The sequence below is a fragment of the Cytobacillus sp. MT66 genome (genome assembly GCF_058792595.1).
In genome coordinates this window covers 63,250-90,209 of sequence record NZ_JBXAFB010000002.1, presented here as the reverse complement: position 1 = coordinate 90,209, position 26,960 = coordinate 63,250, and the positions used below count along the sequence as shown (strand labels likewise).

The 26,960-nt window shown below is 40.6% G+C and carries 24 protein-coding genes; 8 read left to right on the top strand and 16 right to left on the bottom strand.

Annotated elements, in window-relative coordinates; genetic code table 11:
* Positions 1–8: 8 nt before the first annotated feature.
* Together AC1Q59_RS03590 and AC1Q59_RS03585 are read right to left on the bottom strand one after the other, a co-directional pair.
* Positions 9–677 carry a YdeI/OmpD-associated family protein gene (locus AC1Q59_RS03590; RefSeq protein WP_492364415.1) on the bottom strand — a complete coding sequence of 223 codons (669 nt, stop codon included), beginning with the start codon at positions 675–677 and terminating at the stop codon, positions 9–11.
* A 9-nt stretch (positions 678–686) separates the two neighbouring features.
* Entirely contained in the window at positions 687–1,781 is a 1,095-nt protein-coding gene (locus tag AC1Q59_RS03585) for an ABC transporter ATP-binding protein (protein WP_492364414.1), read from the bottom strand.
* A gap of 234 nt (positions 1,782–2,015) precedes the next feature.
* Here AC1Q59_RS03585 and AC1Q59_RS03580 point away from each other — a divergent pair, with 234 nt between their 5' ends.
* The 5 genes from AC1Q59_RS03580 (at position 2,016) to AC1Q59_RS03560 (ending at position 7,271) form a co-directional block, all read left to right on the top strand.
* Complete coding sequence (locus AC1Q59_RS03580; protein ID WP_492364413.1) at positions 2,016–3,257, top strand: Gfo/Idh/MocA family protein; 1,242 nt, start codon at positions 2,016–2,018, stop codon at positions 3,255–3,257.
* Between the two features lie 219 nt (positions 3,258–3,476).
* A complete protein-coding gene (locus AC1Q59_RS03575; protein ID WP_492364412.1) occupies positions 3,477–4,745 on the top strand; it encodes an ABC transporter substrate-binding protein in 1,269 nt (422 codons plus the stop codon).
* Positions 4,742–5,620: a carbohydrate ABC transporter permease gene (locus AC1Q59_RS03570; RefSeq protein ID WP_492364411.1), complete on the top strand. Its 879-nt coding sequence runs from the start codon at positions 4,742–4,744 to the stop codon at positions 5,618–5,620. Before AC1Q59_RS03575 ends, AC1Q59_RS03570 begins: the two co-directional genes overlap by 4 nt.
* Entirely contained in the window at positions 5,620–6,435 is an 816-nt protein-coding gene (locus AC1Q59_RS03565; RefSeq protein WP_492364410.1) for a carbohydrate ABC transporter permease, read from the top strand. The genes AC1Q59_RS03570 and AC1Q59_RS03565 overlap by 1 nt, the downstream gene beginning before the upstream one ends.
* 119 nt (positions 6,436–6,554) lie before the next feature.
* Positions 6,555–7,271: a YqcI/YcgG family protein gene (locus tag AC1Q59_RS03560; protein ID WP_492364409.1), complete on the top strand. Its 717-nt coding sequence runs from the start codon at positions 6,555–6,557 to the stop codon at positions 7,269–7,271.
* A 3-nt stretch (positions 7,272–7,274) separates the two neighbouring features.
* On the opposite strand, the gene AC1Q59_RS03555 is transcribed toward AC1Q59_RS03560, so the two are convergent.
* From AC1Q59_RS03555 to AC1Q59_RS03505, 11 genes are all read right to left on the bottom strand, one after another.
* A complete protein-coding gene (locus AC1Q59_RS03555; RefSeq protein WP_492364408.1) occupies positions 7,275–8,081 on the bottom strand; it encodes a cytochrome c oxidase assembly protein in 807 nt (268 codons plus the stop codon).
* On the bottom strand, positions 8,065–8,541 hold the full coding sequence (locus AC1Q59_RS03550; RefSeq protein WP_492364407.1) for a DUF2243 domain-containing protein: 477 nt from the start codon (positions 8,539–8,541) through the stop codon (positions 8,065–8,067). The genes AC1Q59_RS03555 and AC1Q59_RS03550 overlap by 17 nt, the downstream gene beginning before the upstream one ends.
* A gap of 151 nt (positions 8,542–8,692) precedes the next feature.
* On the bottom strand, positions 8,693–9,106 hold the full coding sequence (locus tag AC1Q59_RS03545; protein ID WP_492364406.1) for a VOC family protein: 414 nt from the start codon (positions 9,104–9,106) through the stop codon (positions 8,693–8,695).
* Between the two features lie 129 nt (positions 9,107–9,235).
* Positions 9,236–10,156: a hypothetical protein gene (locus AC1Q59_RS03540; RefSeq protein ID WP_492364405.1), complete on the bottom strand. Its 921-nt coding sequence runs from the start codon at positions 10,154–10,156 to the stop codon at positions 9,236–9,238.
* Between the two features lie 88 nt (positions 10,157–10,244).
* Positions 10,245–12,017, bottom strand: a complete 1,773-nt coding sequence (locus tag AC1Q59_RS03535) for a TolB-like translocation protein (RefSeq protein ID WP_492364404.1) — start codon at positions 12,015–12,017, stop codon at positions 10,245–10,247.
* Positions 12,017–12,514 (bottom strand): RNA polymerase sigma factor, encoded by a 498-nt coding sequence (locus tag AC1Q59_RS03530; protein WP_492364403.1) that lies wholly within the window; start codon positions 12,512–12,514, stop codon positions 12,017–12,019. Before AC1Q59_RS03530 ends, AC1Q59_RS03535 begins: the two co-directional genes overlap by 1 nt.
* 143 nt (positions 12,515–12,657) lie before the next feature.
* Entirely contained in the window at positions 12,658–13,137 is a 480-nt protein-coding gene (locus AC1Q59_RS03525) for a DUF2306 domain-containing protein (protein WP_492364402.1), read from the bottom strand.
* A gap of 199 nt (positions 13,138–13,336) precedes the next feature.
* On the bottom strand, positions 13,337–14,725 hold the full coding sequence (locus AC1Q59_RS03520) for an amidase (RefSeq protein WP_492364401.1): 1,389 nt from the start codon (positions 14,723–14,725) through the stop codon (positions 13,337–13,339).
* 63 nt (positions 14,726–14,788) lie between these two features.
* On the bottom strand, positions 14,789–16,096 hold the full coding sequence (locus AC1Q59_RS03515) for a TRAP transporter large permease (protein WP_492364400.1): 1,308 nt from the start codon (positions 16,094–16,096) through the stop codon (positions 14,789–14,791).
* A gap of 43 nt (positions 16,097–16,139) precedes the next feature.
* Positions 16,140–16,691, bottom strand: a complete 552-nt coding sequence (locus AC1Q59_RS03510) for a TRAP transporter small permease (protein WP_492364399.1) — start codon at positions 16,689–16,691, stop codon at positions 16,140–16,142.
* A 129-nt stretch (positions 16,692–16,820) separates the two neighbouring features.
* A complete protein-coding gene (locus AC1Q59_RS03505) occupies positions 16,821–17,903 on the bottom strand; it encodes a C4-dicarboxylate TRAP transporter substrate-binding protein (RefSeq protein ID WP_492364398.1) in 1,083 nt (360 codons plus the stop codon).
* 869 nt (positions 17,904–18,772) lie between these two features.
* Here AC1Q59_RS03505 and AC1Q59_RS03500 point away from each other — a divergent pair.
* Both AC1Q59_RS03500 and AC1Q59_RS03495 read left to right on the top strand, forming a co-directional pair.
* On the top strand, positions 18,773–19,354 hold the full coding sequence (locus AC1Q59_RS03500) for a TetR/AcrR family transcriptional regulator (protein ID WP_492364397.1): 582 nt from the start codon (positions 18,773–18,775) through the stop codon (positions 19,352–19,354).
* A 107-nt stretch (positions 19,355–19,461) separates the two neighbouring features.
* The gene (locus tag AC1Q59_RS03495; RefSeq protein ID WP_492364396.1) at positions 19,462–21,570 is read left to right on the top strand and encodes an MMPL family transporter; all 2,109 of its coding nucleotides are present in this window, start codon (positions 19,462–19,464) and stop codon (positions 21,568–21,570) included.
* Between the two features lie 108 nt (positions 21,571–21,678).
* On the opposite strand, the gene AC1Q59_RS03490 is transcribed toward AC1Q59_RS03495, so the two are convergent.
* A complete protein-coding gene (locus AC1Q59_RS03490) occupies positions 21,679–22,674 on the bottom strand; it encodes an NADPH:quinone oxidoreductase family protein (RefSeq protein WP_492364395.1) in 996 nt (331 codons plus the stop codon).
* 297 nt (positions 22,675–22,971) lie between these two features.
* Between AC1Q59_RS03490 and AC1Q59_RS03485 the strand changes: the two genes are divergently transcribed.
* Positions 22,972–24,327, top strand: a complete 1,356-nt coding sequence (locus AC1Q59_RS03485) for an MFS transporter (RefSeq protein WP_492364394.1) — start codon at positions 22,972–22,974, stop codon at positions 24,325–24,327.
* Positions 24,328–24,441: 114 nt separating this feature from the next.
* Here the strand turns inward: AC1Q59_RS03485 and AC1Q59_RS03480 are convergent, their stop codons facing one another.
* Positions 24,442–25,947 carry an aldehyde dehydrogenase family protein gene (locus AC1Q59_RS03480; protein ID WP_492364393.1) on the bottom strand — a complete coding sequence of 502 codons (1,506 nt, stop codon included), beginning with the start codon at positions 25,945–25,947 and terminating at the stop codon, positions 24,442–24,444.
* A gap of 107 nt (positions 25,948–26,054) precedes the next feature.
* On the bottom strand, positions 26,055–26,948 hold the full coding sequence (dapA, locus tag AC1Q59_RS03475; protein WP_492364392.1) for a 4-hydroxy-tetrahydrodipicolinate synthase: 894 nt from the start codon (positions 26,946–26,948) through the stop codon (positions 26,055–26,057).
* Positions 26,949–26,960 lie beyond the last annotated feature (12 nt).

Genomic DNA, 26,960 nt, shown 5'->3' with positions numbered 1-26,960 from the left:
TTAGCATTTTATTTATGGTCCTTTTTATAAAGTTCCCTTGTTTTGTATCCAGCACCTAGGATCATTTTCATTTCTCCGCGGCGCTTTACTTTTGTCGCTTCCTGTTTCGCACTATAAACAAAGCGTGCCCAATCTTTTCGATAGCCTGGAGTCAGTGATTGATAGAAGGCAAGGAGATCGGGGCTGTCCTGCAGATCTTCCTCGATAGATGGAATCATTTCAATATAATCAGCTACAGACTGACTTGCTTTTGATGACGGGATTTTTTTTCGCGGCTCGTTCTTTAAACCGACAACGGTAAAAACGTCATCTAAACCGACCATCCGGGCAAACTTTATATCGCTTGTGCCAATATAGCCATCCTCATCTGCATTTATGCCGCTTAGTATCTCATCCCGATGAATAAAGATTGGATACACCTTATTACCCTTTTTCGGATAAGCCATATATAAATAGCCATTTTTATTTAAATGTTTTTTTTCAATGATATGGTTAACAAGCTTTTTCATAGAAGCTAAATCATAGACAAACGCAAAAATCAAATCATACGAGCCTTCGGTGAACTCCTTTTCGTAATCAGAGAGATCACTAAAGTAATCTGCTCCCTCTGGTACATTCAAAATAATCTTTTTTTCATATTTATTTAAATTAAGCTTTTCAGCTATTGATTTGGCCATCATATCCTCCTAGATTCTTTCTTCTGAATCAGAATCGAAAAAGTGTGCGTTTTCCAAGTCAATTGCGAGTGATATCCTTTCCCCGATTTGTATGTGATAGTTCGCTTCAACCCTTGCGATAAACGTTTGGTCCTCCATTTTTAAATATAAAAGGGTTTCGCTGCCTAATAGTTCGACGACTTCGACATAGGCTTCAAGTTTTGCCCATTGAGTACTGTTATGACGCTCAGCGTGCAAGTGTATGTGTTCCGGGCGGATGCCTAAGATCACCTCTTTATTTTCAAATCCCTTTTCTTTAAGATGATCCAGTTTATGTACAGGGAGCGGAATCTTTTCTTCGCCTATTATGAATTGATGATCTTGGATCGATCCGTTCAAGAAATTCGTGGCAGGAGAACCGATAAATCCGCCGACAAATAAATTTTTCGGAGAATTGTATACTTCTTTCGGTGTCCCCACCTGCTGGATAACCCCATCTTTCATGACAACAATTCTCGTTGCCATAGTCATAGCCTCTGTTTGATCATGAGTGACATAGATCGTGGTAGTCTGCAGACGCTGATGAAGCTTAATGATCTCAGAGCGCATTTGTGATCTCAGTGTTGCGTCCAGGTTGGATAGCGGTTCATCCATAAGGAAATATTTTGCATCCCGAACAATGGCTCTGCCTAGAGCAACCCGCTGTCTCTGCCCGCCTGACAGCACCTCCGGTTTCTTATGTAAGAAATTCTCTAACCCTAAGACAGCAGCCGTTTCTTCAACTCTCTTTTTAATTTCTGCCTTAGGTACTTTTCGAAGTTTTAGGCCAAATGCCATATTATTAAAGACTGTCATATGGGAATACAAGGCATAATTCTGAAAAACCATCGCAATGTCGCGGTTCTTCGGCGGGACATCATTCATCCGTTTGCCATCAAAAAGCAGATCGCCTTTGGAAATATCCTCAAGGCCAGCAATCATGCGCAAGGTTGTCGATTTCCCGCAGCCGGACGGCCCAACAAGCACAATAAACTCTTTATCCTTTATATGTAAATCAAAATCCCGCACAGCGGGAACCCCTTCATCATAAAACTTATAAACATGCTCAAGCTTTAAATCTCCCAACTCCATACCTCCCCAGAAGCCTACTATTTTAACAAACCAAGCCTCCACTTTTACACATTAACGCATTGGGGGTCAGGCCCCCATCGCTTTAACGCGGTACTCCACCGGGGGTCAGGCCCCCGGCACTTTAACGCGGTACCATAATTCTATATTCTATTATAAGGTTAAACTCTTCAAAGACAATTAATATTGTATAATAAAACGTTGTGGGGATTGTAGTGGGTAATTTATAAAATGGATGTGATGTGGAAATTGAGACCTATTAAAATGGCGATTATTGGCGCAGGGAATCGGGGTAATATTTTTGGTGATTTGGCATTGCTCCATATGGAAAATTTACAGGTTGTAGCAGCAGCTGAGCCGATTAAGTCCAGGAGAGAGTTATTCGCCAAAAAGCATCCGGAGGCAAGGATTTTCCACACATGGGAAGACATGCTTCAAGAACAAATTGATTGCGATGTTATGTTTGTTACGACCCAGGATCAGGAGCATTTTAACCCAGCGATGACGGCACTAGAAAAAGGCTATCATGTCGTTGTGGAAAAGCCATTGAGTCCTTCCCTCGAAGAATGCAAGCAAATGATCGAAAAAGCCAAGGAAAAAAACCGTTTACTAATGCTTTGTTATGTTCTGAGATACACTCCCTTTTTTCAAAAGCTGAAAGAACTTATTGAACAAAAAAGAATTGGTGAAGTCAAACATATCGCGATCGATATGGATGTTGCTTATTGGCATCAAGCACATAGCTTTGTCAGGGGGAACTGGCGAAACACTGCAGAATCGTCGCCAATGCTGCTGGCAAAGAGCTGCCATGATTTAGATTTGTTTTCCTACTTACTGGAAAAGAAGCCATTGAAGATTTCATCATTTGGCAATCTTAGTTATTTCAATATTGACCACGCACCCGAAGGCTCAACGGCTCGGTGTACAGATGGCTGCAAGGTGGAAAATCAGTGCCCATATTCGGCTATTAAAATTTACCTTGGCGAAGATACTGGCTGGCCTGTATCTACCATTTCAGAAGATCTAAGTTATGAATCTAGAAAAAAAGCAATCGAAACAGGCCCTTACGGCCGATGTGTATTCCGCTGCGATAACGATGTTGTTGATCACCAAGTGGTCAATATTATGTATGAGGGCGGTACAACCGCTGCCTTAACGATGTGCGGGTTTACCAGCGAATTAACACGCAGAGTGCGAATCCTCGGCACACTTGGAGAAATTAATGGTGATGTAAATAATAACGAACTTTCTTTGACCGTTTTTGGTGAAAGTAAACAGGACATCCACCTTGAAGTTTCAGCAAATGGCATGCATGCTGGCGGGGATGATGGTTTGATCAAAGCAGTGATTTCGCTTGTAAAAAACGCATCTTCACTTGACCAGGATAAGTACTACGACGACTTAATATTAAGTCATTGCCTTGCTTTTCAGGCGGAACAATCAAGATTAAGACAGCAAACTATCTTGCTCTAGGGACAAGGTCCCCGTGGCCATAAAAAATCAAACTATTTTTCTATAAGGACAAGGTGCCTGTCCCCATGTCCACTTGGACAAGCCCATGTCCACTTGGACAAGCCCGCGGCCACTTGGACAAGCCTGTGTCCACTAATCCGATCAATTAGCTATGTTTTTTGGGTTTTCTTGATTATAATGGGAATGTGACAAAATTATTACAAGAAGGAATGATAGAATTTGAGAAAAGTATTTACTCTTTGTATTGTTTTTTGTCTTTTTCTCCTAGCAGGCTGTGGAGGAAATGAACAGAAAAACGATGCAGCGAAAGAAGACAGCACTGATTCAAAAGATCAAACGCCCCTTACTGTTTGGGTGATGGGAACTGATGAAAACTGGCGCACTTATCATGATGATTTGGTCAAACGCTTTGAAACCGAGAATCCAGAAATTAAAATAAAGCTTGAATACATACCGTGGGATCAGGGTGAAAATCAATTGATCACCTCTGCTACGAATCAAACAATGCCGGATGTATCAACGATTGCTGGAAGATGGACAGCCCAAATGGTTGAAATGGGTGCGGTAGAACCGCTAGATCAATTTTTCCCAGAAGGATTCACTGATGACTTTGTGGATGCTGCCTGGAATACAACCCAATACAAAGACGAAACTTGGGGGCTGCCAGTTGGCTTCACAACAACAGGTCTTTTTTACAGAGCGGATTGGCTGAAAGATGCAGGATATTCCGAACCGCCAAAGACTTGGGATGAATTTATGGAAGTTGCCAAAGCCATGACAGACGGCAAAGACCGCTATGGTTTTGGGTTAGTTGGTCATAACAGCATGGAAACTGTGTTGTTCTGGACACCATTCTTATGGGCAAATGGCGGAGAGCTATTAACAGAAGATATGAAAAAAGCTGCTTTTAACAGCAAAGAAGGTATCGAAGCCCTTCAATTCTATGTGGATCTTTACAAAAATGCATCACCGGAAGGCAGCATCAACTACAAGCGCGGGGATTCTATGAACCTATTCACTTCCGGAGCTGTTGGAATGACGACACAAGGACCATGGTTCCCAAAAACGATTAAGGCTAATGCTCCCGATATGGAATATGCCATTGCACCATACCCTGCGAAAAAGCAATCAGTAAATATGGCAACTGCCGATCATATCATTATGTCAAGCCAGACAAAAAATAAAGAGGCGGCCTGGAAATTTATTGAATTTTTCACAAATCCGGAAAATGACCTGAAATGGGCCAAAAACCAGGGCTTCATTCCATATCATGAATCGAATCTCAATGATGAAGAAATTCGCAGCAACCCAGATATGGCCTTCTTCCTTGATGTGGCACCTGAATCAAAAACGTATCCTACTTTGCCACAGTGGCCGCAAATTGACCAAGCATTGGCCGATGCCGTTCAGCAAGCTTTAATGGGTGAAAAAACACCTGAAGAAGCCTTAAATGAGGCGGCTGCTAAAGTGAATGAAGCACTGAAATGAGAAAAAAGGAGCAAAGATTAGGACTGATTTTTATTTTGCCTGCTTTGCTTGTCCTCCTTGTCATTGTCTTTATACCCTTGGTGCAAACTTTCTATCTAAGCTTTCAGCATCGGGTCTTAATTGAACCGGCTAAAGATGGCTTCGTTGGATTAAGCAATTACAAGGAGCTTTTTACAAGTAAATCAACGTGGAAGTATATTGGAATTACTCTGCTTTTTACTGTGACATCCGTAGGCTTAAAGCTGATCATCGGAATGTTTGCCGCCCTGTTATTGAATGCAAATGACAGGGCTGGCAAGGTGTATTCATCGATCCTAATGATCCCCTGGTTTATCCCCTCCGTTGTCGCATCATTAATCTGGAGCTGGATTCTCCATGACCAGTTTGGGATTATTAACGAAGTGCTGCGCTCTGCGGGGCTTATTGAAAAAAATATCGCCTGGCTCAGTGATAAAGGGTTAGCTTTTATATCCGTAATCATTGTAGATGTTTGGGTCGGATTGCCCTTTATGACAGTCGTGCTCCTTGCCTCTCTTAAGACAATTCCAAAAGAGCTCTTAGAGGCGGCTACTGTTGATGGGGCGAATTTTTTGCAGAAATTAATCAACGTGACCTTGCCGAATATGAGAAATGTGTTCATTGTAATGGGTACAATCAGTTTAATTGGAACATTTAACAGCTTTAATATTATTTATTCGCTTACTGGCGGAGGACCGGTAGATGCCACCAATACGCTGGTCATCCATATTTACCGGACAGCCTTTACTAATTATGATTTTGGCCTGGCAGCAGCCTTATCTGTGTTTACCTTTATCATTATTTTCATGCTGGTATTATTTTATCGGAAAAGACTGGATTCAGAGGGGGAATTTTAGTGAGAAGAATAAGCTGGTACATTGGTATTAGCCTATATTCATTTGTAATGATTTTCCCTTTTCTGTGGATGATTTCAACGGCATTAAAGCCCGCGAATGAAATTTTTTCCTTAACGCCTTCCTTCATTCCAAAGAATATAACCTTTGAATCTTTTATAAAGGTATGGCAGATGGAATCACTCCGTACCTATGTGTGGAATAGCCTGGTTGTCGCAGTGGCAACAACCGCCATTTCCGTATTTCTTTCAAGTCTGGCCGGATACGGCTTTTCACGTTTTCGCTTTCGCGGGAGAAACTGGCTCTTGCTAGGATTTTTGTGCGCACAAATGATTCCTGGTGTCATCTTGCTTATGCCAATGTTTGGCATGATGACAAAGCTTCAGCTTCTTGACAGCCATTTAGGACTTATTATCGCAAATACGACATTCACCCTGCCCTACTGCACATGGATTATGACGGCATTTTTCAAAGGAATTCCAAAAGAATTAGAGGAAGCTGCGATGATGGACGGGGCAACAAGGTGGCAAGCCTTTACGAAGGTGATCCTCCCGCTTGCTGTACCGGGTATAATTTCAACCTCCATCTTTTCATTTATTATGTCGTGGGATGAATTTCTATATGCCCTTACACTGACCAGAAGCGAAGACATGCGCACACTTCCCTATGGATTGTACAGCTTTATGTCCCAATACGGCATCGACTGGAACAGCCTGATGGCCGCATCCATACTTGCGATCCTGCCTCCGCTCCTGCTATGCGTAGTCTTGCAAAAGTACTTCATTAAAGGAATGCTTGCGGGAGCTGTTAATAAATAGAAAAAAGGAGAACGTTTTCGAGCGTTCTCCTTTTTTATTTGTCTTCCTCTCCGCTTCTGTCACTCGTCACCCATCCTCATAATCCTTCATAAATTAGGAAGGATAGGAGTGGATTTGATATGAGATTACTTGGAGCACAAGAGCTTGAGTCCCATGAATGGGAGCCTTGGCAGACATATGCCTTCGAATCTTTTAAAAATAAACTTACAGACCGCAAAAACCCTTTCCCCTGTATACCTGCCGTGCAAGGATTATCACTTGGGCACTTGCGGTTTGTGTTTGTCGATAAACCAAACGATGCTCTTGATCAAAAAAAGCTTGCCAAAATACTTAAAGATTATTCATTGGGTTATAAAGAATACGGAAAATATACATCCCTAATTATTTTTTTCAATTATGTTGGGAGTTTTGACATAAAGGATTATGAAAAGCTATTCTGGGATCAATTAACCCTGCTTCATAGATTAGATGAATCTTCTTGGCCTCGCCATATTTCGCCCGACCCGGAGCACCCGACTTGGGAGTTCTGTTTTCAAGATGTTCCTTATTTTGTATACTGTGCAACGCCTGAACATCGTCATAGAAAAAGCAGGTCTTTCCCATTTATGTTATTGGCCTTAACCCCGCGTTCGGTATTCAATGAATTTAGAGCAAATGAAAAACACGCTGAAAAAATAAAAGCCCAAACCCGTAAACGGCTAGCGGCTTATGATGAAGTCCCGATTCATCCTTCTTTAAACACGTATGGGAAAAACGATAACTTCGAATGGAAGCAGTATTTTCTGCCTGATGATCAAGGCGTCCAAGGCAAATGTCCTTTTAAACATAAATGGTGAACCTTATCTTATCGCCTGAATACCATTCTCTTTTAAGGAACCGTACCCTTTCTTCCTGTACCACTGATAACATAGGATGACGATAATTAAAAAGTCGATGGCGTCCCCGCCATAGTACATGATCATGGCACCCGTTTCAGCTTGTGCCTTTAAAACACCTGCTGGAGGGTGTGCATAAATATATTTTGACAATATTCCGTGTCCTGCAAGGGCAAGAATAAAAATAATCGATCGAAAAGGAAAGCTATATCGATGGGCTACCGGATCTATATAGACGAATGAGGCAGTGAACAAATAACCAGCCAGGAATACATGGATATGAACGATGAAATGAACGATAAGGCTGTGATGCATGGCTGCGTATATATTCGTTGTATAAAGGATCCAAAGCCCTCCAATATTTAAAATAGATGCAACGATTGGATGTAAATAAAACAAGAAGATTTTCTTTTTTAGAAAACCCGAGACCTTGCGTGCAGCACTGGTTCGAAGCGTCCGCAAAAGCAAGGTAACTGGTGCAGATAGAACAAGCAGCAAGGGAGCCAGCATCCCCAATAATAAATGCCCAATCATATGGGCGGAAAAATCATTATGCGCCTGCTTTGCAAGCGGTCCGACAACAGCTGCAGCCGCGAAAAATAGACCAAGGGCAAAAAACACAATCCGATAGGCTGGCCACGGTTTATGACGCTTGCTGGATTTAAACGCTGTACCCAAGTATAAAAACAGCATAATGGCAATAAAAATAATGATGAAAAGTTCAGCAGTATGAGCATGAATGGCATGGTCAAGTTCATGTTCTGTTCCCACGGACGGTACTGCCTCCCAGTGAACGATTCTTTGTGGGGAAAACCAAAATAACCCCTGCCGCCAGCAGAAGGAACGCAATCCCATTCCAGATGATGTCATATGGCATAATATCAACATTATAGCGGATTTGATGAATCTTCATGAATTTATGCTGAATGGTTCCATCATATAATTGGAATCCTCCTGATCCAAGAAAAACGCCTCCCTGCCACCTCCGGAAGTTAAATAGCCCGCGCCGTTTAATGTCCGCAAACATAAACAAAGAACCGATGGTCGCAAACCAGCTGAATGCATGGAAAAGCCCATCTGATAGCAATCCAATATTAGTGGTGGATTTGTCATAAAAGTGATGCCAATGAAGCATCTGATGAAAAACCGCCTCATCAACAAAAGCCGCGAGCCCCAAACCAAATAAGATCCCGGAGTATATATTCCTTTTATCAAATGTACCATTTGCCATCCTATCTTCACCTGCCAGTTAGTAAACATATACATACATCCATTATTTCCCTAAACACAGCTTTATAACCATAACTTGCTGTTTGGATGCCCCTCTTTTGGCGGTAAAAATAAAAGGATTAGATGAACTCTAATCCTTAGAATTTCAAAGCTTATCCCTCATGGCTAATTTGCCAGTGAACTCCAAATTTATCGGTTAAACTTCCATAGCATTTGCTCCAAAAAGTCTCTTGAAGCTCCATTTCCACAGTACCGCCCTCTTGCAGCTTATTAAATGATGATTTTAGACCGTCAAGGTCATTGCTCACAACCGCAATACTAACATTGTTGCCAACAGTAAACGGTGAGCCCGGGAAGTTATCAGAAAACATAAGATCACTGCCAAAAACAGTCATTTTTGCATGCATGACTAAATCCTTGGCTTCCTCAGGCATTTGATAATCCGGGTTTTGCGGCGACTCCGCAAACGTTTGAAAAACCTCCCTTTTAGTCTGAAAAGCCTGTTCGTAAAACTCAACCGCCTCTCGGCAATTTCCATTAAAAATAAGATAGACATTTAAAGCCATTTGCGACACCCCTTGGTTTGAATGAGATAAATTTCCATATCATTGTAACCAATCTAGGTTCATTAAATCCACTCTTGGCAAACTTGCTTTAAAAAAACGGGACCGGAGCAGCCCCGTGTCCCATGTTTCTTATAGTTGTTCCTTTAATGTGTTCAGCAGGCGATCCCATTCTTTTGCCTGGTCTGAGTCCGGATTTTTGGCATAGGGATGCTCGCTTTGGTTAATTTGAAAGATCATCCCAGTGCCAGTTTCTTCAACAAAAGTTAAAAATGGGTGGTCTTTATAATATGGTGTGTTAAGCTGGTCTTTTGTCAGATAAATGAGTGTCATCAGCAGTTCATTTTTCTGTGCTTTTGTGTCTTTATAGTAAAAATGAATGCATGGCGGGTTGCCTTCTTCATTTTTACAAGCAGTTTCCTCTATCTTTATTTTTTCTGCAGCATCCTCTGGGAGCCGCAATTGATAGCCTTGTCTGCTTTCAAATAGGATGGTCTTTTTAAAATGTTTCTCCGCATTTACCTCATTGATGGATTCGGGTGTATTCCAAATTCCGATGGCACTTTCATCTGCAGGTGCAATGCTGCTGATGAGCCATTGTTCACCTGATTGGACTAATGAAACTTTGGCTTTATCTATGCCAGCTTTCCCATTTGAGGTTGCCAATTTAAATTCTACTGTATAAAGGATGCTTTTGTCTTTTTGCTCTTCTTGGCCAGTTACTTTGAATTTTTCAACCCATGGACTTGATGCCCCTGTTACCCAATGAAATTGTTCAAAAGATTGTTTAACGCCAGCCTTAATATTTTCAGTAAACAGTGCGTATTGCAGGGCACCGTTTCTTGCTTTTACTGCTTTTGCCCAAAGTTGGACGGTATCGTTCGGCTCTGTTGGTATAATTCCATCTTCTAACCTTTCAAGCTGTTCCTGTATTGAAGTCTTTACAGTTTCATTCCCTCTGACTGCTGTTTCCTTTTGCCCTGCCCATGCAGCGGTTGATATTCCTAATGCAAGTACTGCCGTTAATATGATTGACCTTTTTAACATATCCATCTTTTCCTCTCGTTTGAAGATCTGATGACAAGGGCCCTTTGTCATTCCACACATAATAACGGCTGAGTTTGACTTTCGTAACATCTTTTTAGAAATATTTTTTTTCATCAGTCTGGGGATTGAATCGATATAGTGTGGACTGGTTTTCATGCCACTTTTCTATAATGAGCTGTTCACCCTGCCAAAAGACAGATGCTGCGCCATGCATATCCGCGACTTGTTTTACCTGTTTTATATCGAAAATTACGACTTCAGGCTGCTCCCCTGAAAAAAGATCAGCCGCAATGTATTGGCCGGATGGATCAATGGACAAATGTCTGATCACGATGTCATTCCTGCTATTTTCCGGATCTAGCCGGATGAGCTTCTTAAAGGTTTTTGCTGAAAGATCATACTCAATGAACGTGACGCCAGACAAATTAGGCCGTTCAGTCATTTCCTGGAGGCTAAATATAATTTTTTCACCGTCTGGATCCATAACTAATGAACTAATACGATTATTTTCTCGTCCCAGCCATTCCTTTGGAACGTCATCGATAGAAAAGAGTTTTTCCTTCTGGTCTGATTTGATCATCTCAATCACGCCATTGTTTTCAAGATCAGCAAGTTCTTTAGCATCTTTTTCTGTCACCTTGGCAATCACATAATGATGTTCCTTTTTCACTAATTCAAATTCATAGGCTGATATTTTATAATACGGATTGGCTGTATAGGTCCAATATACTTTGGCTGTCACATTTGTGAGGTCTCCGTCTATTTTGGCATTCAATACTTCGAACCCTATTTGGTATGGATTAGAATAGGTAAGGAATTCCGGAGGGTTATCCATCATGCTTTTCGCATAATCATCATCCCTGACTATAAGAGCCTGCAGAAATCTTTCAACGGTCGCAGATGCGGTCAATTCCTTATCGCTTAAGGAAATTTTCATCAGCTTAACGCTATTTTCCTGACCATTGTTTTTAAGAACAAATAAGCTATTCGCCGCGGAATGCCAAACCGGCAAGGAGTATTGGTAAATTCCTTTGGTTCGCTCCAGAGCATTTACAAAATTGGCTGTTGCTTTTTTTCTTGTTTTTAAATCGGTGTCAGCAATCCAGACGTTTTCAACACCCTCTTCCTCCTTCACATAGGAAAAATATCCGCCTTGTGCTGAAACCGCAGGGTCTGTTCCATCATCAGCCTTGGTTTCTCTTCCGATGCGGTCCCTGAGGATGATGGCACCATCACGTGCAAACACAAGTTTCTTTTCCTCCTTGATATAGGAAGGCATGGTCCCTTCAGTCACCTGTTTTTCCTTTAACGTTTGAAGGTCGATTTCAACAATGGTGTTATTTTTTTCGGCAAAAATAGTTTTGGAATCCTTCCACGCAGGATGAGAATAGGATCCGGCTTTTATTTCTTCAGTTGCCTTTGTTGTTGGATGAAGGATATAAATGCTACCGCCGTTTGTTAACAGCAGGCCTTCTTCATTGACTGAGGAATTCATACTATCCGCTGTCAACGTTGTTATTTTTTCAAAATCGCCGCTGCTGTTGAGGTAAATTCCTTTGTTCTTAATCGATACATATAGATTCCCCTGATAGTGGGAATAGGCGGTTATTTCACCCTCACCTACATCAAAAAATGAGATCGAATTAGCCACATTTAAAGAGCTTGCATTTGTGTGCTCGACTTGGAAGCTGGTGATAAGAATTGCTAGGAATACAATCGCAGCAGCCGACACAGCGACCCACGGCATTTTCCATATTGGCTTTTTTCGCTTCTTCAAAAAGTCTTTGCGCAAGCTTTGCTTGAATGTCTCATCAATATAGATATGGTTGCGCAGCTGCCGGAGCTGCTTTTCGATTTCTGGATCCATCAAATTTCCCCCAGACATTTCTTTACTAATTTACCTAGCTTTTTCGTCAGGCGATTTGCTTTCACACGAAGGGAATCCTCCGCCTTTTGTAAAATTGCGGCCATCTCCTTAAATTTCAGCCCGGCAAAATATCTTAAATTGGTAATCTCATATTCTTCTTTTGATAAGTGGCCAAGGCTTTGTTTGAGGCAATCCAAATCGGCTGATTGTTCGAAAGGGTCCTCAAACGGTTGAGATTGCAGATAAAATTCCACATCATCTCCCATAGGGAGGTGCTTTTTCCTCCGATAGTAATCAATGACTGTATTTCTGGCAATAGCCAGCAGCCATGATTTGGCTCCAGTCTTATCGTTTAGCACATCCCATTTTTCAAAAGCTTTCCGAAATGTCTCACTAACGATATCCTCTGTATCCCACTTATTGCTTGTTTTTACATACACATACCGGTATACATCATCAAAGAACTCATCGTAAATGTTTATAAATTCATCCTTCAAGTGTTTCTCCCCCACGGAGAGCAAGACTGTTCCTGCCCTGCTTTCCTGCATAGTAAACAGGACAAGGTTTCATTGTTGCCCTTGTCCTCACAGTCTCTTTTGTATCCTATTATTAGGCGAGCCGCTGGCTTCTTTTTTGTTAATTAAACCTGATGAGTAGGTTTAGTTCGCTTCTTTGGTTTGTATTTTTGTCCAACCATGATGATAAATGGGGTTCCGATAATGGTCGGCAGGAACCAAAAAATGAGGACGGGGATTTCATTTAATACGGGAACTTTCGGAATGTTGACCACAATGGTTGCTGTGACGATACCGATATATGATCCCAGCATCCCGCCAATATGAGTACCAAGCCAGTTTTTCCATCTTCGTTTTCCAGCAAGATACCCCATGATGGCAAGTGCATAGGAAAATACCGCAATATAAAAAAGGTATGCACTTTCCTCCCAATGCACAATCGACATAACAACAGCGGAAATAAAGACGAGGACATAAGACCCGTGATAAATCTCCCCTGCTAAGGTGTGTTTCCCTCTTCTCTTTTTGTACGACATCGCAAAAATCCCGCTAACCAAACAAACGATTCCTGAAACAATGTGGGTTACTAAAAATCCACTAAACACAACAACACTCCCCTAAACCAGGCACCAAGCCCCTTTTTGAAAATTTAAAAGGGAGGAAATTTTCAATTAGATATCCTCCTTCAAAGATTATATATTCACTGTAAAAATATAACAATAAAAATATTTATTTAATTTGAACTAGGACTATTGGCGTGAGCTGCTTTTTTTTGCAAAGAAAAAAGGGCAATAAATGCCCTTTTTATTTATTCAGCTCCTCAATAAACGAAGCAAAACGATATAACTTTTTCTCTGACAGCGGCGCCCCGATTAACTGGACCCCAACCGGCAAACCATTTTTAGGTTTTCCTGGTACTGAGATAGCTGGAAATCCTGTTGTATTATTTGGATTCGTTAAACGGTTTAAAATTCTTGTCGGGGTCATCTTACCGTCGATTTCTACTTCACGCTGATCAATATCCGTTGGTAAAATACAAAGAGTAGGTACCAGTAATATATCAACATTTCTAAACACATCATTTAATGCGGCCATTGCCTTGTGCTTTGTTTTTATTGCCTGAAGATATTCACTGGCTTTTATATCCTTTCCTTCCATAATCCGTGATTTTACTTCACCTTCGATTTTTTCAGGATGTTCCTTATACTCTTTTTCAAAAGCAGAGTAGGCCTCAGAGCTCATGATTACCCTAGTTGCATTCATCAATTCATCCATTAGGTCTACCGTGACAGTTTTAAGGTTTATTCCCTGTGCTCTTAAATCCTCGATCGTTTCATTGATTGATTCTCTGACCTCTGATTGAAGAATATCAAAAAAGTAATTAGAAGGAATTCCAATGGTTAATTCTTTCACCGATTTTCCTATTTCTTCCGTGAAATCCTCTTGTTTTCTATTAATTGAAAAAGGATCCCTTGAATCATAGCCAACTAAAGCATTTAACATGATAGCATTATCCTTGACAGTTTTAGTCATTGGACCGAAATGATCGAGTGACATGGCTAAAGCTACGGTTCCATATTTGCTCACACTGCCAAATGTTGGCTTCATACCTACAATTCCACAGCAAGAAGCAGGTATTCTAATAGAACCCCCTGTGTCAGATCCAATCGCACCGTATGCCATATGGCCAGCAACTGCGGCTCCGGATCCAGAACTAGATCCTCCAGTTATTTTTGCTAAATTGTGCGGATTTCTTGGAGCACCAAAATAGGAACGGTCTCCGGTTCCACCATAAGCAAATTCATGCATATTAGTTTTCCCAATAATAATCGCTCCTGCATTCTGAAGCTTTGCAGCCAGTTCGGCATCTTCATCTGGAATAAAGTCTTTATAGATTTCTGATGCGGCAGTATTTTTTACACCCTTAATATATACATTATCCTTAACAGCTATTGGTACTCCGTGTAATGGTCCCTTATAATTCCCACTCAGTATTTCATTTTCAGCGTCCATAGCATCTTTTAATGCTCGGTCTTCCATCACTGTAATATAGGAATTCAGCTCTTTATCATTTGAATCTATTCTAGCCAAAAGCAGCTTTGTTACCTCTACGGGTGAAACCTCTTTACTTTCAATGGCATTAGCCAGATCAGACAGACTCCATCCTGATATATCATTTGATTTCGTTATCACGCAATATCTCTCCCTTTTTATAAAATAAAATTTATTTTAAATTTACTGAAATAAAGAAATGGATTATCCCTTACTCAGCATTTCAGGCAAGAATGTTACCAATTCTGGCATTAAAATTAAAATGGCTACTACCACAATCTCTGCAGCGATAAAAGGTAAAACACCAATAAAAATCTGTCCTAATGGAATCTTTGGAGCAACACTGCGGACAACAAAACAATTGAGTCCAACTGGAGGAGAAACAAGTCCAATCTCTGTCATTTTAACAACTAAAATACCAAACCATATTGGATGAAAACCTAATTCCATGACCACTGGAAAGAAAATCGGCAGCGTTAACATCATCATGCTTATCGCATCCATAAACATTCCAAGGATAAGATAAAAAACTAGCATAACAATGATAATGGCTAGAGGCGAAATCGGCAGAGATACTACAAAATTACTAATTGCAGTGTTTACGCCTGCCAAGGCTAAAAACCGGATAAAGATTGAAATCCCAACCATTATTAAGAAAATCATGGCTGTTGTCTTGGTTGTTTCCAATAAGGCAGTTTTAAAGTCATTTTTCGATAACTTTCTTAATACTAAGGCGATAATTAATGCCCCAATTGCACCAATGCCCGCTGCTTCAGTCGGAGTAAAAAATCCAAAATAAATTCCGCCGATTACTAGGGCAACCAAGACTAGCATGGCATAAGTATTTTTCAAGGATTTAAATCTCTCTTTCCAAGATGCAGCCTTTGTTACAGGGGCAGTATTAGGATTCATTCTAGCCCTCACATAGATCATTAAAATATAAATAAGGACAGTAACAACACCTGGTATAATTCCAGCAATTAACATAGCTGAAATCGATTGTTCCGTTAAAATTCCATAAACAATCATAATCGTACTTGGCGGTATTAGTGCTGCTAAGCATCCTCCCATGGCAACTACTCCAGCAGCAAGTTTTTTATCCACCCCTGAATTTAACATTTGAGGTATAGCGATTTTCCCTAATACACTTGTTGAAGCAGTACTTGCACCAGAAACAGTTGCAAAACCTGCACTGGCAATTACAGTTGCTATCGGTAATCCGCCTCGAATGTGCTGTATCCATGCACGTGCTGTTTTAAAGAGATCATCTGCAATTCCTGCATAATATGTAAAGTAACCCATGAGGACAAACAAAGGGATAGCACTATAAGTATATGAACCTACCTCAGAGCTTGGCAAATAACCAATAAACTTTGTTCCCGGGCTCCAACCTTGAATCATGATAACTCCTAGGGCCCCGACAATGGTTACAGCATAAGCCACTCTCATCCCAAGTATGATTAATATAAGCAAAATGACCAACCCTAGGATACCAATTTGTAAATCCGTCATCTCCTTACCCCCTTATGACTTATGTTATTAATGAATAAAAAATTTAAATAGTTAAATCCTCTTCAACAGTCAAATCAGCTGTACTATTCGAGTCTATATTCTTTGTATTAAAGAGCTCATCTAACCAATCAACAAATAACCTTGCAGATAGAATAATAGACCCAATTGATACAAATAGCGGCAAGAACCATACTGGCCACATTAGATAAATACTTACAACTCCCTTATGGTAAGTATCTATGGCATTTTGAAAGGTAAAGTATGAGACTAAGAGATTCACACCAACTGCTAGAATTAATATTATGGTAAGAGCTATTTTTCTTATCGCACCTTTAAACACTTTTGTAATCAGCAAGTCCATTCCAACATGACCGTTTTCCCGCTGTGTATAAGCAATACCACAGTACACGGTTACGACCATTAACATTTCCGTAATTTCCTGAGCACCAACCAAGGGATGATTAAATAAATTTCTTCCCAAAACATCAAACGTAATAAGCATCATCATTAAAAAAATGGATAAGCCAGAAATGAATGTTAACTTACCTTCCATAAAAGCAACAATTTTATCTAACCTTCTAATGAGATTATCCACTATTCATCATCCTTTTAAGTAAATTTAGATATCTGCCCTCCGCTCATAAAAAAGAGTAGGAAAGGAGCGCATTTAATATGAGACGAAAATTGCCAAATTCAATCTCTGCGCTCCAATCACTATTTCACTTTAAAATCCGCTAATCTCTTTTCGCTTTTCCAGAACAAAATCTAAAATCTCCTGGGTAGGACCGCGATCCTTCCACTGCTCGACCCATTTGTCCCAAACAACTTGTGATTTATCAAGGAACTTTTGCCGTTCTTCCTTAGGCAATGTGATAATTTCTACACCTTTATCTTCAAATTCCTTAATCCACTTTTTGTCAGCCTCTTCATAGTACTTTATGGAATTATCCATAAATACATCTTTAACATATGTTTCATGCATCTGTTTAAAATCATCTGGCAAAGCTTCCCAAGCATCTTTATTTACGAAGAAAGTAGAAATTGGCGACCCGGCCGCGATTCCAACAGTATTGTATTTGGCAACCTCAAAAAGGTTATAGGAACCAAAAGTATAGCTGTAAGGGAAGATTGCGCCATCAATAGTTCCGCGCTCTAAACTGCTGTATAGTTCAGGAGCAGGCATCGGAGTAGGTACAGCTCCAAACAATTCAAAAACCTGACCTTGTTCTGCACTCATTCCAGAAATTTTTACACCTTTAAAGTCCTCTGCCTTTTCAATCTTCTTAACTCCCATATATTCATACTGTGTAGGCATCCCAGGGAATAAAGGCTTGATATTCCAGCTATCCATTTCCTTCTTAATTTCCGGATGGTCCCAAACAGCCATTAATAACTCCATTAATTCTTTGTGGTCTAATGGAGAAATAAATGGCAAGTCCATTACCTGCTGTAAAGGCAGTTTACCCGGAGTATAGAACGGTGCTATTGCCGCTGCTTCAAACAATCCATTAGATAATCCATCTAATTGCTCTGCTGCTGGCCCAAGTGCTTCACCGTAATGGATGTTAATCTTCCATTTCCCATCCGTTTGTTCACTCATTGCTTTCGCCCAATCTTCAACAGGGTATGTCCAAGCACGAGCACCACCCCAAATTGAAAAATTCCATTCAATTACATCCTTACCACTAGAATTGTTGCCTGATTTCTTTTCTGTACCTGAACTTGCAGTGTCCGTTCCACCACATCCCGTTAAGATAATCATTAATAAAAATACGCATGTAATAAGTAGAGTTAAACTTTTCTTCATGTTAACCTCCCAAAATTTTTTTGGTCCTATGTACCTATGAAAATGTAAACTTGGAAGCCCTTACAATATCATCAAACAAAAGATATTAAGATTATATATTTTTTCCTTTTTCCCCCTTCCTAGAAAGTGATAAAATTCGCCAAAAAAATTTAACTTCTTTGACTATTGTGAATATTAACACTAGCCTGTTTTTTCGTCAATAAAAAATCTTTTTATATCGTTTAGTCTTGGTGCCTTTTTGATAGAATCAATAGCTATAAAAATATTGGTATATAATTTTATATTTGGCGGAATTTATGTGGTGCTGCATCAAAAAATAAAACATACTATTAATATCAAATTTAAGAATTGTATAATAATTAGAAGGATAAATGTACTTAGAAGAAATGATAAAAAAACAGATGCAAACAAATTCCAAATTTCGCAGGGAATTATTTGTATAAAACATTTAAATTATTAATATATACTAAAAAATATTTAAATTTTATTTAGAAAAACTATAAACATTCGATATTTGCTCGCTTCATCACTATTTGTTATTTAAATATCTTTGATCCTCTAACCTCAAAATAAGTCCACATCTTTTTCCGTTAAATAATTTGGCAAAACAAAAACCGGACCTAAATACCTATCCCTTCCAACCGCTTGCGTTCAACCCACTTTCCGTTATAATTTGAATAGATTATACCTGCATTGCAACCATAAACATATTAACGCATTAACGCGTTGGGGGTCAGGCCCCCAGTGGTTTAAAGTACTAAAGCACATGTTCACTAATGCCGGTATTATTGCAAATTTAAACGGTGGAATTCGGCTCAGTTGAAATGTGTTAATATAGTGAAAGAGTATTCAAGAAAGAGGTATATAAGATGGCACGTGAGAGGAAGTTTACAGTTGAAGAGTTGTATCGGGAGACTCGCGGGTTGCTGCTTGAGTGCGGATATGATGGGTTTACTTTTAGTCTGCTTGCAGGGCGGATGGACATTTCCCGGTCAGCGCTTTATAAGTATTACGAAAATAAGGAAGAGCTCATTACCGATTATATGCTTGATGAGTATGAGAACTTTTTTAATGAGCTAGATAAGATAGGAAATTATCCGGATTTCGACTCTCAATTTCACTATTTGATTGATCTCATCTTTCAAGACCCTGATCTTCAGGAGTTAATTAAGATCGGCATGCAGCTTCCGGTCCAGTCTACAAAGAAAGTACGTGAAAACAAGGAAAAGCTAGATAAACTCCACATCCAGATGTATGGTGCTCTAACAGGTTTCATCCAGCTTGGAAAAGATGAGGGACGAATAAAGAAGCACCTGGCAGACGGATTGGTACTAGGACTTATTTTTCAAACCATAACAATCCCTAATCATTTTGGCATCCCGTATTCCGAATGGGTGTCCTCCATTAAAGAAATTTTGCAGGACGGTATGTTTGTAAAAATTGATAATTGACACCTGTGTAACTTTTGAAAGATAATAACAATGAGCATAGGTGTCTTTTATTTTTCATAAAAGTAACACATGTGTCACCTTAAAACAGGATGAAAGGAGCATAATAAATGAAATCCTTTTTACAGCATATAACCGATTGGGTCTCTTCTAAAAAAGGCATGTGGATGACATTGGCTGCATGGTTAATTTTGACGATGGTTTTAGCTATTTTTGCACCCAGCGCAAAGGATTACCAAGTCAATAGTCTGGACACCCTTCCTAAAGACGCACAATCGGTCATTGCCAAACAAAAGGCAGATGCAAATTTTAAAAATAATGACGGCATCCCTGCTATTCTAGTTTTTCAATCAAGAAATGGCGAAATAAATTTCCAGAAGATCGCAAGCCTATTTGATCGGATTGAACAGGAAAAAATTAATGGCGTCGATCAGTTGATCCCTTTATCATCTTTACCGCCTCAAGCTGCAGCAGGGTTCCTTTCCGAGGATAAAACCACAGCCATTATTCCACTAAGTTTTAATGAGTCTTTGGAAACAAAAGAAATCCGGACTTCAATGGAACAAATACGCAAAATGAACAAACAGGAAACTGATCTGGATCTATTTTTCACAGGGCCAGCTGGCATCGCTGTCGATTCTCTTGATTTATTTTCACGAGCAGATCTTGTTTTAATTCTTTCAACCGTCGGATTAATTCTTGTTCTGCTGGTAGTTATTTACCGCTCGCCGTTATTAGCGCTGATTCCGCTGCTTGCCGCTGCTTTTGTTTACGAAGTAGTCAACCAGATTCTTGGCTTGCTAGGGGCTGCGGGACTCGTCATGAGCAACCAAACCTTATCGATTATGACCATTTTATTATTCGCGGCCGTCATTGATTACTCCTTATTTGTTTTCTCTCGCTACCGTGAGGAACTCATAAATCATGAGAGCAAATATGATGCGATGAAGATGGCGATGCGCGAAACCGGCATGCCTGTTTTCTTCTCAGGCGGAACCGTACTCGCAGCCATGCTTGTCTTGTTTTTTGCAGAGTTTGGCGATTATCGTAATTTTGCGCCAACCTTTGGGACAACGATGGTAGTCATCATGCTTGCGTCCGTTACACTTGTGCCAGCGTTATTCACACTTTTTGGCAGAAAATCCTTCTGGCCTAAAATCCCTAAGGTTGGAGAGCGTAAAGAAAAATCCCATACCTTCTGGGGAAGCGTTGGCCGATTCGTTGCGAAAAAGCCAGGGCTGTCCGCAGGTGTTGTGGGAATCTTCCTGCTCCTTTCCGCAAGCAACATGTTTAATTTGACATATGAATTTGATACGATGAAATCTTTCCCGAAAGATATGCCATCAAGACAGGGATACGAAATCCTTGAAGAGAAATTTGCTAAGGGGGATTTGGCACCAACAACAGTCATTTTCGAGGCTCCAGAAACCATCACAGATGAACAGCAAGTTGAGATGAAAAATGTTCTTGCGGAGCAGCCCCTAGTAGAAAATGTCAGGGTTAACGGAAAAACGGAAGATGGGAAAATCATTAACTACAGCCTGACTTTTGCGGAAAGTCCCTATGAAAGTGAAACGATGGACGCTTTAGAAAAAATGCGTGATCAGGCACCTGACATTATTAAAAATGCTCAGGTTAATGGGGAGCTTTACTTTGCCGGAGAAACAGCAGCAAAGGTCGATGAACGTGCGGTTAACGACCGTGACCTTATTTTAATTGTTTCACTGGAGACCCTGCTTATTTTTATCCTGTTAATTGTTCTGACAAAATCGATTAAAATGCCAGTTTATATGATGGGAACGATTCTAATATCTTTCCTTGCCGCTTTGGGCCTTGGCATGTTCTTAACCAATCTGTTCTTCGATATCGGCACCATAAGCGACAGGGTACCGCTATACGCCTTTGTTTTCCTAGTTGCTTTGGGCATAGACTATAATATTATATTGATTTCCAGATACCAGGAGGAAAGAAAAAAGCACTCAGTCAAAGAAGCGGTTGAGATTGCCGTAGCTAATACGGGCGGAGTGATTTCGTCAGCCGGAATCATCCTTGCAGCCACTTTTGCTGTTCTAATGACCCAGCCTATTCAGCTGTTATTTGTCTTTGGCTTCATTGTTGCAGTAGGTATTCTTCTAGACACCTTCCTCATCAGAGGCGTGCTGCTTCCAGGATTAATTGTTTTGTTTGAAAAAGAAAAATCTACGGAAACATCAAAGTAAAAACTAAAAGCCGATTTTCGGATTGATATGCTCCGAAAGATCGGCTTTTTCTTTTAGTTCTGTTAAATTTGGCCGTTCATTTCCGCTGCAATCAAATAAGCGGTTCTTTTAATTCATTTTTACAAGAACTCGTCCTCTGGACTGGCCTTTTAAAATCCTTGGTAAGTATTCAGGAAGCTCCTCGATAGTAATCTCTGCTTCAACAATATTTGTCAGGTTCTCAGGTTTAAGGTCAGTTGCCATCAGATTCCAAACTTCTTTACGGGTTTCCATCGGACAATAGACAGAATCAATGCCCAAAAGATTTATCCCCCGTAAAATAAAAGGAAAGACAGTTGCCGGAACATTTGTACCGCCTGCCAAGCCGCTGACGGCGACGGATCCATTGTAGTTAATTTTGCTTAAGATCGCTGCCAATGTTTCTCCGCCAACCGGATCAACGGCTCCTGCCCATACCTGCTTGTCCAATGCTTTTATTTTTCCATTATGGACCTCTTCACGCGAAACAATTTCCTCCGCACCAAGCTGGCGCAAATAGTCATTTGCTTCCGCTTTCCCAGTACTGGCCACGACATGATAGCCTTTTTTAGCAAGCATCGAAACAGCTGTGCTTCCGACACCGCCAGTGGCACCTGTGACAAGTACCTTGCCTTTTTCTGGTGTAACGCCATGATCCTGAAGGGCCTTTACAGAAAGTGCAGCAGTAAATCCTGCTGTTCCAAAAATCATTGATTCTTTTAAGGACATTCCTTCTGGCAAAGGGACTATCCAATCCCCAGGAATGCGGGCATACTCACTGTAACCGCCAAAATGCGAAACCCCGATTTCATAGCTTGTCGCAATGACCTGATCCCCTTCTTTAAAACGAGGATCATCAGATGATACGACCGTTCCTGCTAAATCAATCCCAGGAATAAAAGGATATGATCGAACAATTTTCCCTTCCGGAATACTTGCCAGTCCATCCTTATAATTAATGCCTGAATACTCCACTTTAATTAAAACGCCGTCACCTGGCAGGTCATTTAAAGTAAGATTTTCAATCTTAACAGAAAAATCCTCATTCACTTTATTTACAACTAATGCCTTAAATTGCTGTGTCATCTAATGGCTCCTCTCATAAAAAATTACCTATTTACATAAATCTTACCATATGCCGCAGTCATTTACTTAATATTTCAAACTTTATCAGAAAGCAGCAACACACTTTATCCAATTAACGCACCGGGGGCCTGTCCCCCAGCGAGTTAACGTATTAACGCGGCGGGGGTCAGGCCCCCCGTCATTTAAAGCGTTAATGCGTTGATTCACCTCTTCTTGTTTACGTGACAATTTCTATATTTATTGTTTTAATAGATTAATGGAGTAAATATAAGGATATTTTAAAGGGATTGATAAAGTATGTCAGTGATGGCAAAAGCTTCTCCGGTTAGCAGACCAAATTTATTAATTTTGGCTGTTGCTTTGGGGGTTATTTTAAATCCGTTGAATACGACGATGATTACGGTGGCTTTACCGGAAATCAGGAAAGAATTCGGTCTGACATCAAGCGATATTTCATGGCTGATTGCCTCTTATTTCATGGTAAGTGCTGTTTTTCTGCCCTTGATCGGGAAACTTAGTGATCATTATGGAAGGAAAAAGATTTTTCTATTAGGTTTGATTTTAGTAGCGATTTCTTCAATTACAGCCCCGCTATCTCCTAATATGCTTTTTCTTCTGGGAATGAGAACAATCCAGGCGATTGGTACGTCTGCGCTTTATCCTGCCGGCATTGGGATTGTTCGCAACCATATTGATAAAAATCAAAATAGGGTTATTGGTACTTTGTCCATTTTTGCAACCACTTCAGCTGCCTTTGGACCAACCATCAGCGGATTATTAATTCAATACGGCGGATGGCCGATTATTTTTTATGTAAACTTTCCGGTTATCATTCTTTCAGCCATACTGGCTATTGTTTTTATACCTTCTGATGGAAAGATTGGAAAAGGTGATTTTAAATGGGATGGCATTGGAATTATTTTATTTAGCTCATTGATTTTCTTATGGATGTACTTCTTTCTTCAGTTAGAGTATGGCTTTTCATTATGGACCTTTATTGGTTCCGCAGCAATAACCGTGCTATTTTTCCTATATGAAAATAGGAAGGCTGAACCGTTTATTGACGTGAATTTTTTAAGAAAAAATCTTAATATTTCCTTTGTATATATTCAATATATAATGACAACCGTTATATTTTTTGCGTTACTGCTTTCTATGCCTACTTATTTACAGAGTGTCATTATGCTGGATACTAAAACAACGGGATTAATGATGCTGTCACTATCTATTTTCGGAATGATTGTTACCCCAATTGCAACTCGATGGATGGAAGCGGCAGGATTCCGTTTTCCAATATTATCTGGTGTAACCGTTGGTGTGATTGGAGTTCTGATCTTGTTGATTATTGGGCAGAATTCGCCGCTATATTGGATTGTCATAGGCTTAGCAGTCATCGGGACTAGCAACGGCACTATCAATATTGGGCTGCAAAATCTCCTATACTCTTTTGTATCCAAAGCAGAAAGTGGTTTAGCCGCCGGCTTGTTAATGACCTCAAGATTTATCGGCAACATCCTTGCCTCCAGTTTATTCGGGGTCACATTTGCCAAAGGCATTACCGATCACAGCCAAAATACAATGATCATCGTCCTGCTAGTTGTATCCATCGTCCTTTTCCCTGGGATGATTTTTATTACGAAGATTAAGAGATGATTGGGGAATATCTTTAACGCGGTAAAGCAGCGGGGCCTGTCCCCCATCACTTCACTGTACAAAAAAGGAGCAAAGATTGGATTATCTTTGCTCCTTACTATTACTAAGCTATAATTATTGAAGTTTCTCATTCTGCTTTATGTTAACAAATACACTTTTCACTTCTGTATAGTTCTGCAGGCCGTATTCTCCGCCCATTTCGCGGCCGATTCCTGATTGTTTGTAGCCGCCGAATGGCATTGTTTCCCACTCAAGGCCAAAGTCATTAATCCAAACGGTACCGGATTGCAGCTTTCCTGCAATATAGTGGGCTTTTTTGATATTTTCTGTCCAAACACTTGCTGCTAAGCCGTAATCACTGTCGTTTGCACGTTTAATAACTTCTTCGATTGTGTCGAAAACAAAAATGGACATAACAGGACCGAAGATTTCTTCGCGGGCAATCACCATTTGATCTTCTACATCGGCAAAAACAGTTGGCTGCACAAAATATCCTTTTTCATATGCTTTTTCGCCGCCGGCTACAAGACGAGCGCCTTCCTCTTTCCCTTGCTCTATATAGCTAAGAACCGTTTTATGCTGTTTAGCTGAAACAAGCGGTCCCATTTCTGTTTCAGGATCCATTCCAGGTCCTACTTTCACTGCTTTAGCTTTTTCTGCTAAAGCTTCTACAACACGATCATAGATGCCTCGCTGGACAAATACACGGGTACATGCACTGCAGTTTTGCCCGTGATTATACATCGTTCCGCTAAATGCCCCTTCGATAGCTTCATCAAGATTAGCATCATCTAAAATAATGGCTGGTGATTTTCCGCCAAGCTCTAGCGTAACACCTTTAATTTGCTCGGCAGCTTTTTTCATGACTTCTCTTCCAGTGGCTGTTGATCCAGTAAAGGCAACTTTATCAACATCTTTATGTGTGACGATGGCTTCACCGGCAATTCTTCCAGATCCCGGTACAATATTTACAACACCGTCTGGAAAACCTGCTTCTTTGAACAGCTTTCCTGCGTATAGAAGTGACAGCGGTGTTTCAGTTGCCGGCTTGATAACGACTGTACAGCCGACAGCTAGTGCGGATCCAAGCTTCCAGGCAGCCATGGCGAGCGGGAAGTTCCATGGAATAATTTGGCCTACAACTCCAACCGGCTCATGTACTGTGTAAGTAACATAATCCTTTGAAATTTGCGTAGTCTTGCCGAATAGTTTCGTTGCCCAGCCTGCATAGTATCTGAAATGCTGAACAGTTCCATCGACGTCATCTGCAAGAGCGACTTCATATGGTTTACCATTATCCAATGATTCCAGCTGGGCTAGCTCTTCACGGTTCTCTTCTAATAGATCAGCAAATTTATAGATGAGATGAGAGCGCTCAGCTGCATCCATTTTCGTCCATTCACCTTGATCAAAGGCCTTTCTTGCAGCAGCTACCGCAGCATTGATATCGTCCTCTTGTGCTTCACTCACTTCAGCAATCACTTCTTCATTTGCTGGATTTAAAACAGCAAACGTCTTGCCGCTAATCGATGGCACATACTCACCGTTAATATATAAACCTTTTACACCTTCTAAAAACTCCTGCACCTTTGGCTTCAATGTATAATTTGTCGCTTGCATGATATCTCCCCTTCACAAATTTAATTCCCTGCAGACAAAGGACACCGGCGCCCCACTGCGTTAACGCTTTACAATAACGGGGGTCAGGCCCCCGCTGCGTTAATGCGTTACACTAGTGCAACTGATAGACCAGCTAGAAGGTCTTTTAATTGCTGATCTTCTTCAGCTGATAGGCCTAGACGAGGGTAACGAGCAGGGCCGCCAGCCTGGCCAGTTAGTTCCATGGCTCTCTTCACGATTTGCACATATTTCCCAGATCCCTCAAGGAACGCACATAGCGGTAAAATACGGTCATTGATTGCCCATGCTTCTTCAAGCTCGCCGTTTTGGAAATGGTTGTACATTTCTGTTACAAGCTGTGGCACGATGTTTCCTGCCACAGAAATCCAGCCAGTTGCTCCAACAAGGTAAGACTCCATGACAAGTTCTTCCGCGCCGCAGAATACTTCGAAGTCACCCTTGCCTTTTCTTGCAAGATCTCTTACTTTACCGATTTCACCGCTTGATTCCTTAATATGAGTAACGTTTTCGCAATCTTTACCGATCTTAAGCATTAGCTCTGTGCTCATGTTCACACCGGAAGTGAATGGGTTGTTGTAAAGCATGATTGGCAGATTAACTGCACTGGAAACCTCTTTGAAATGATGATAGATTTCATTTTCCTTCGGCTTCATGTAATAAGGATTAATAATTAAAGCTGCGTCAGCTCCGTATGATTCAGCTTGCTTTGTGTACTCAATTGTTTCCTTTGTTGTTTCTGCGGCAGTCCCGATAATAACTGGGATACGGTCGTTTACTTCCTGCATAACCGTTTCAACCATTTGGAATTTTTCATCTTTTGATAGACTGACAAATTCACCAGTGCTTCCATTGATGACAATACCTGCAACGCCTTGGTCTATAAAGTAATTGACATTATTCTTTACTCCGCCCCAATCAATTTCCTGCCCCTCTGTCATTGGGGTAATTAAAACGGGATAAGCTCCTCTAGTCGTAGTCATTTTATCTTCCTC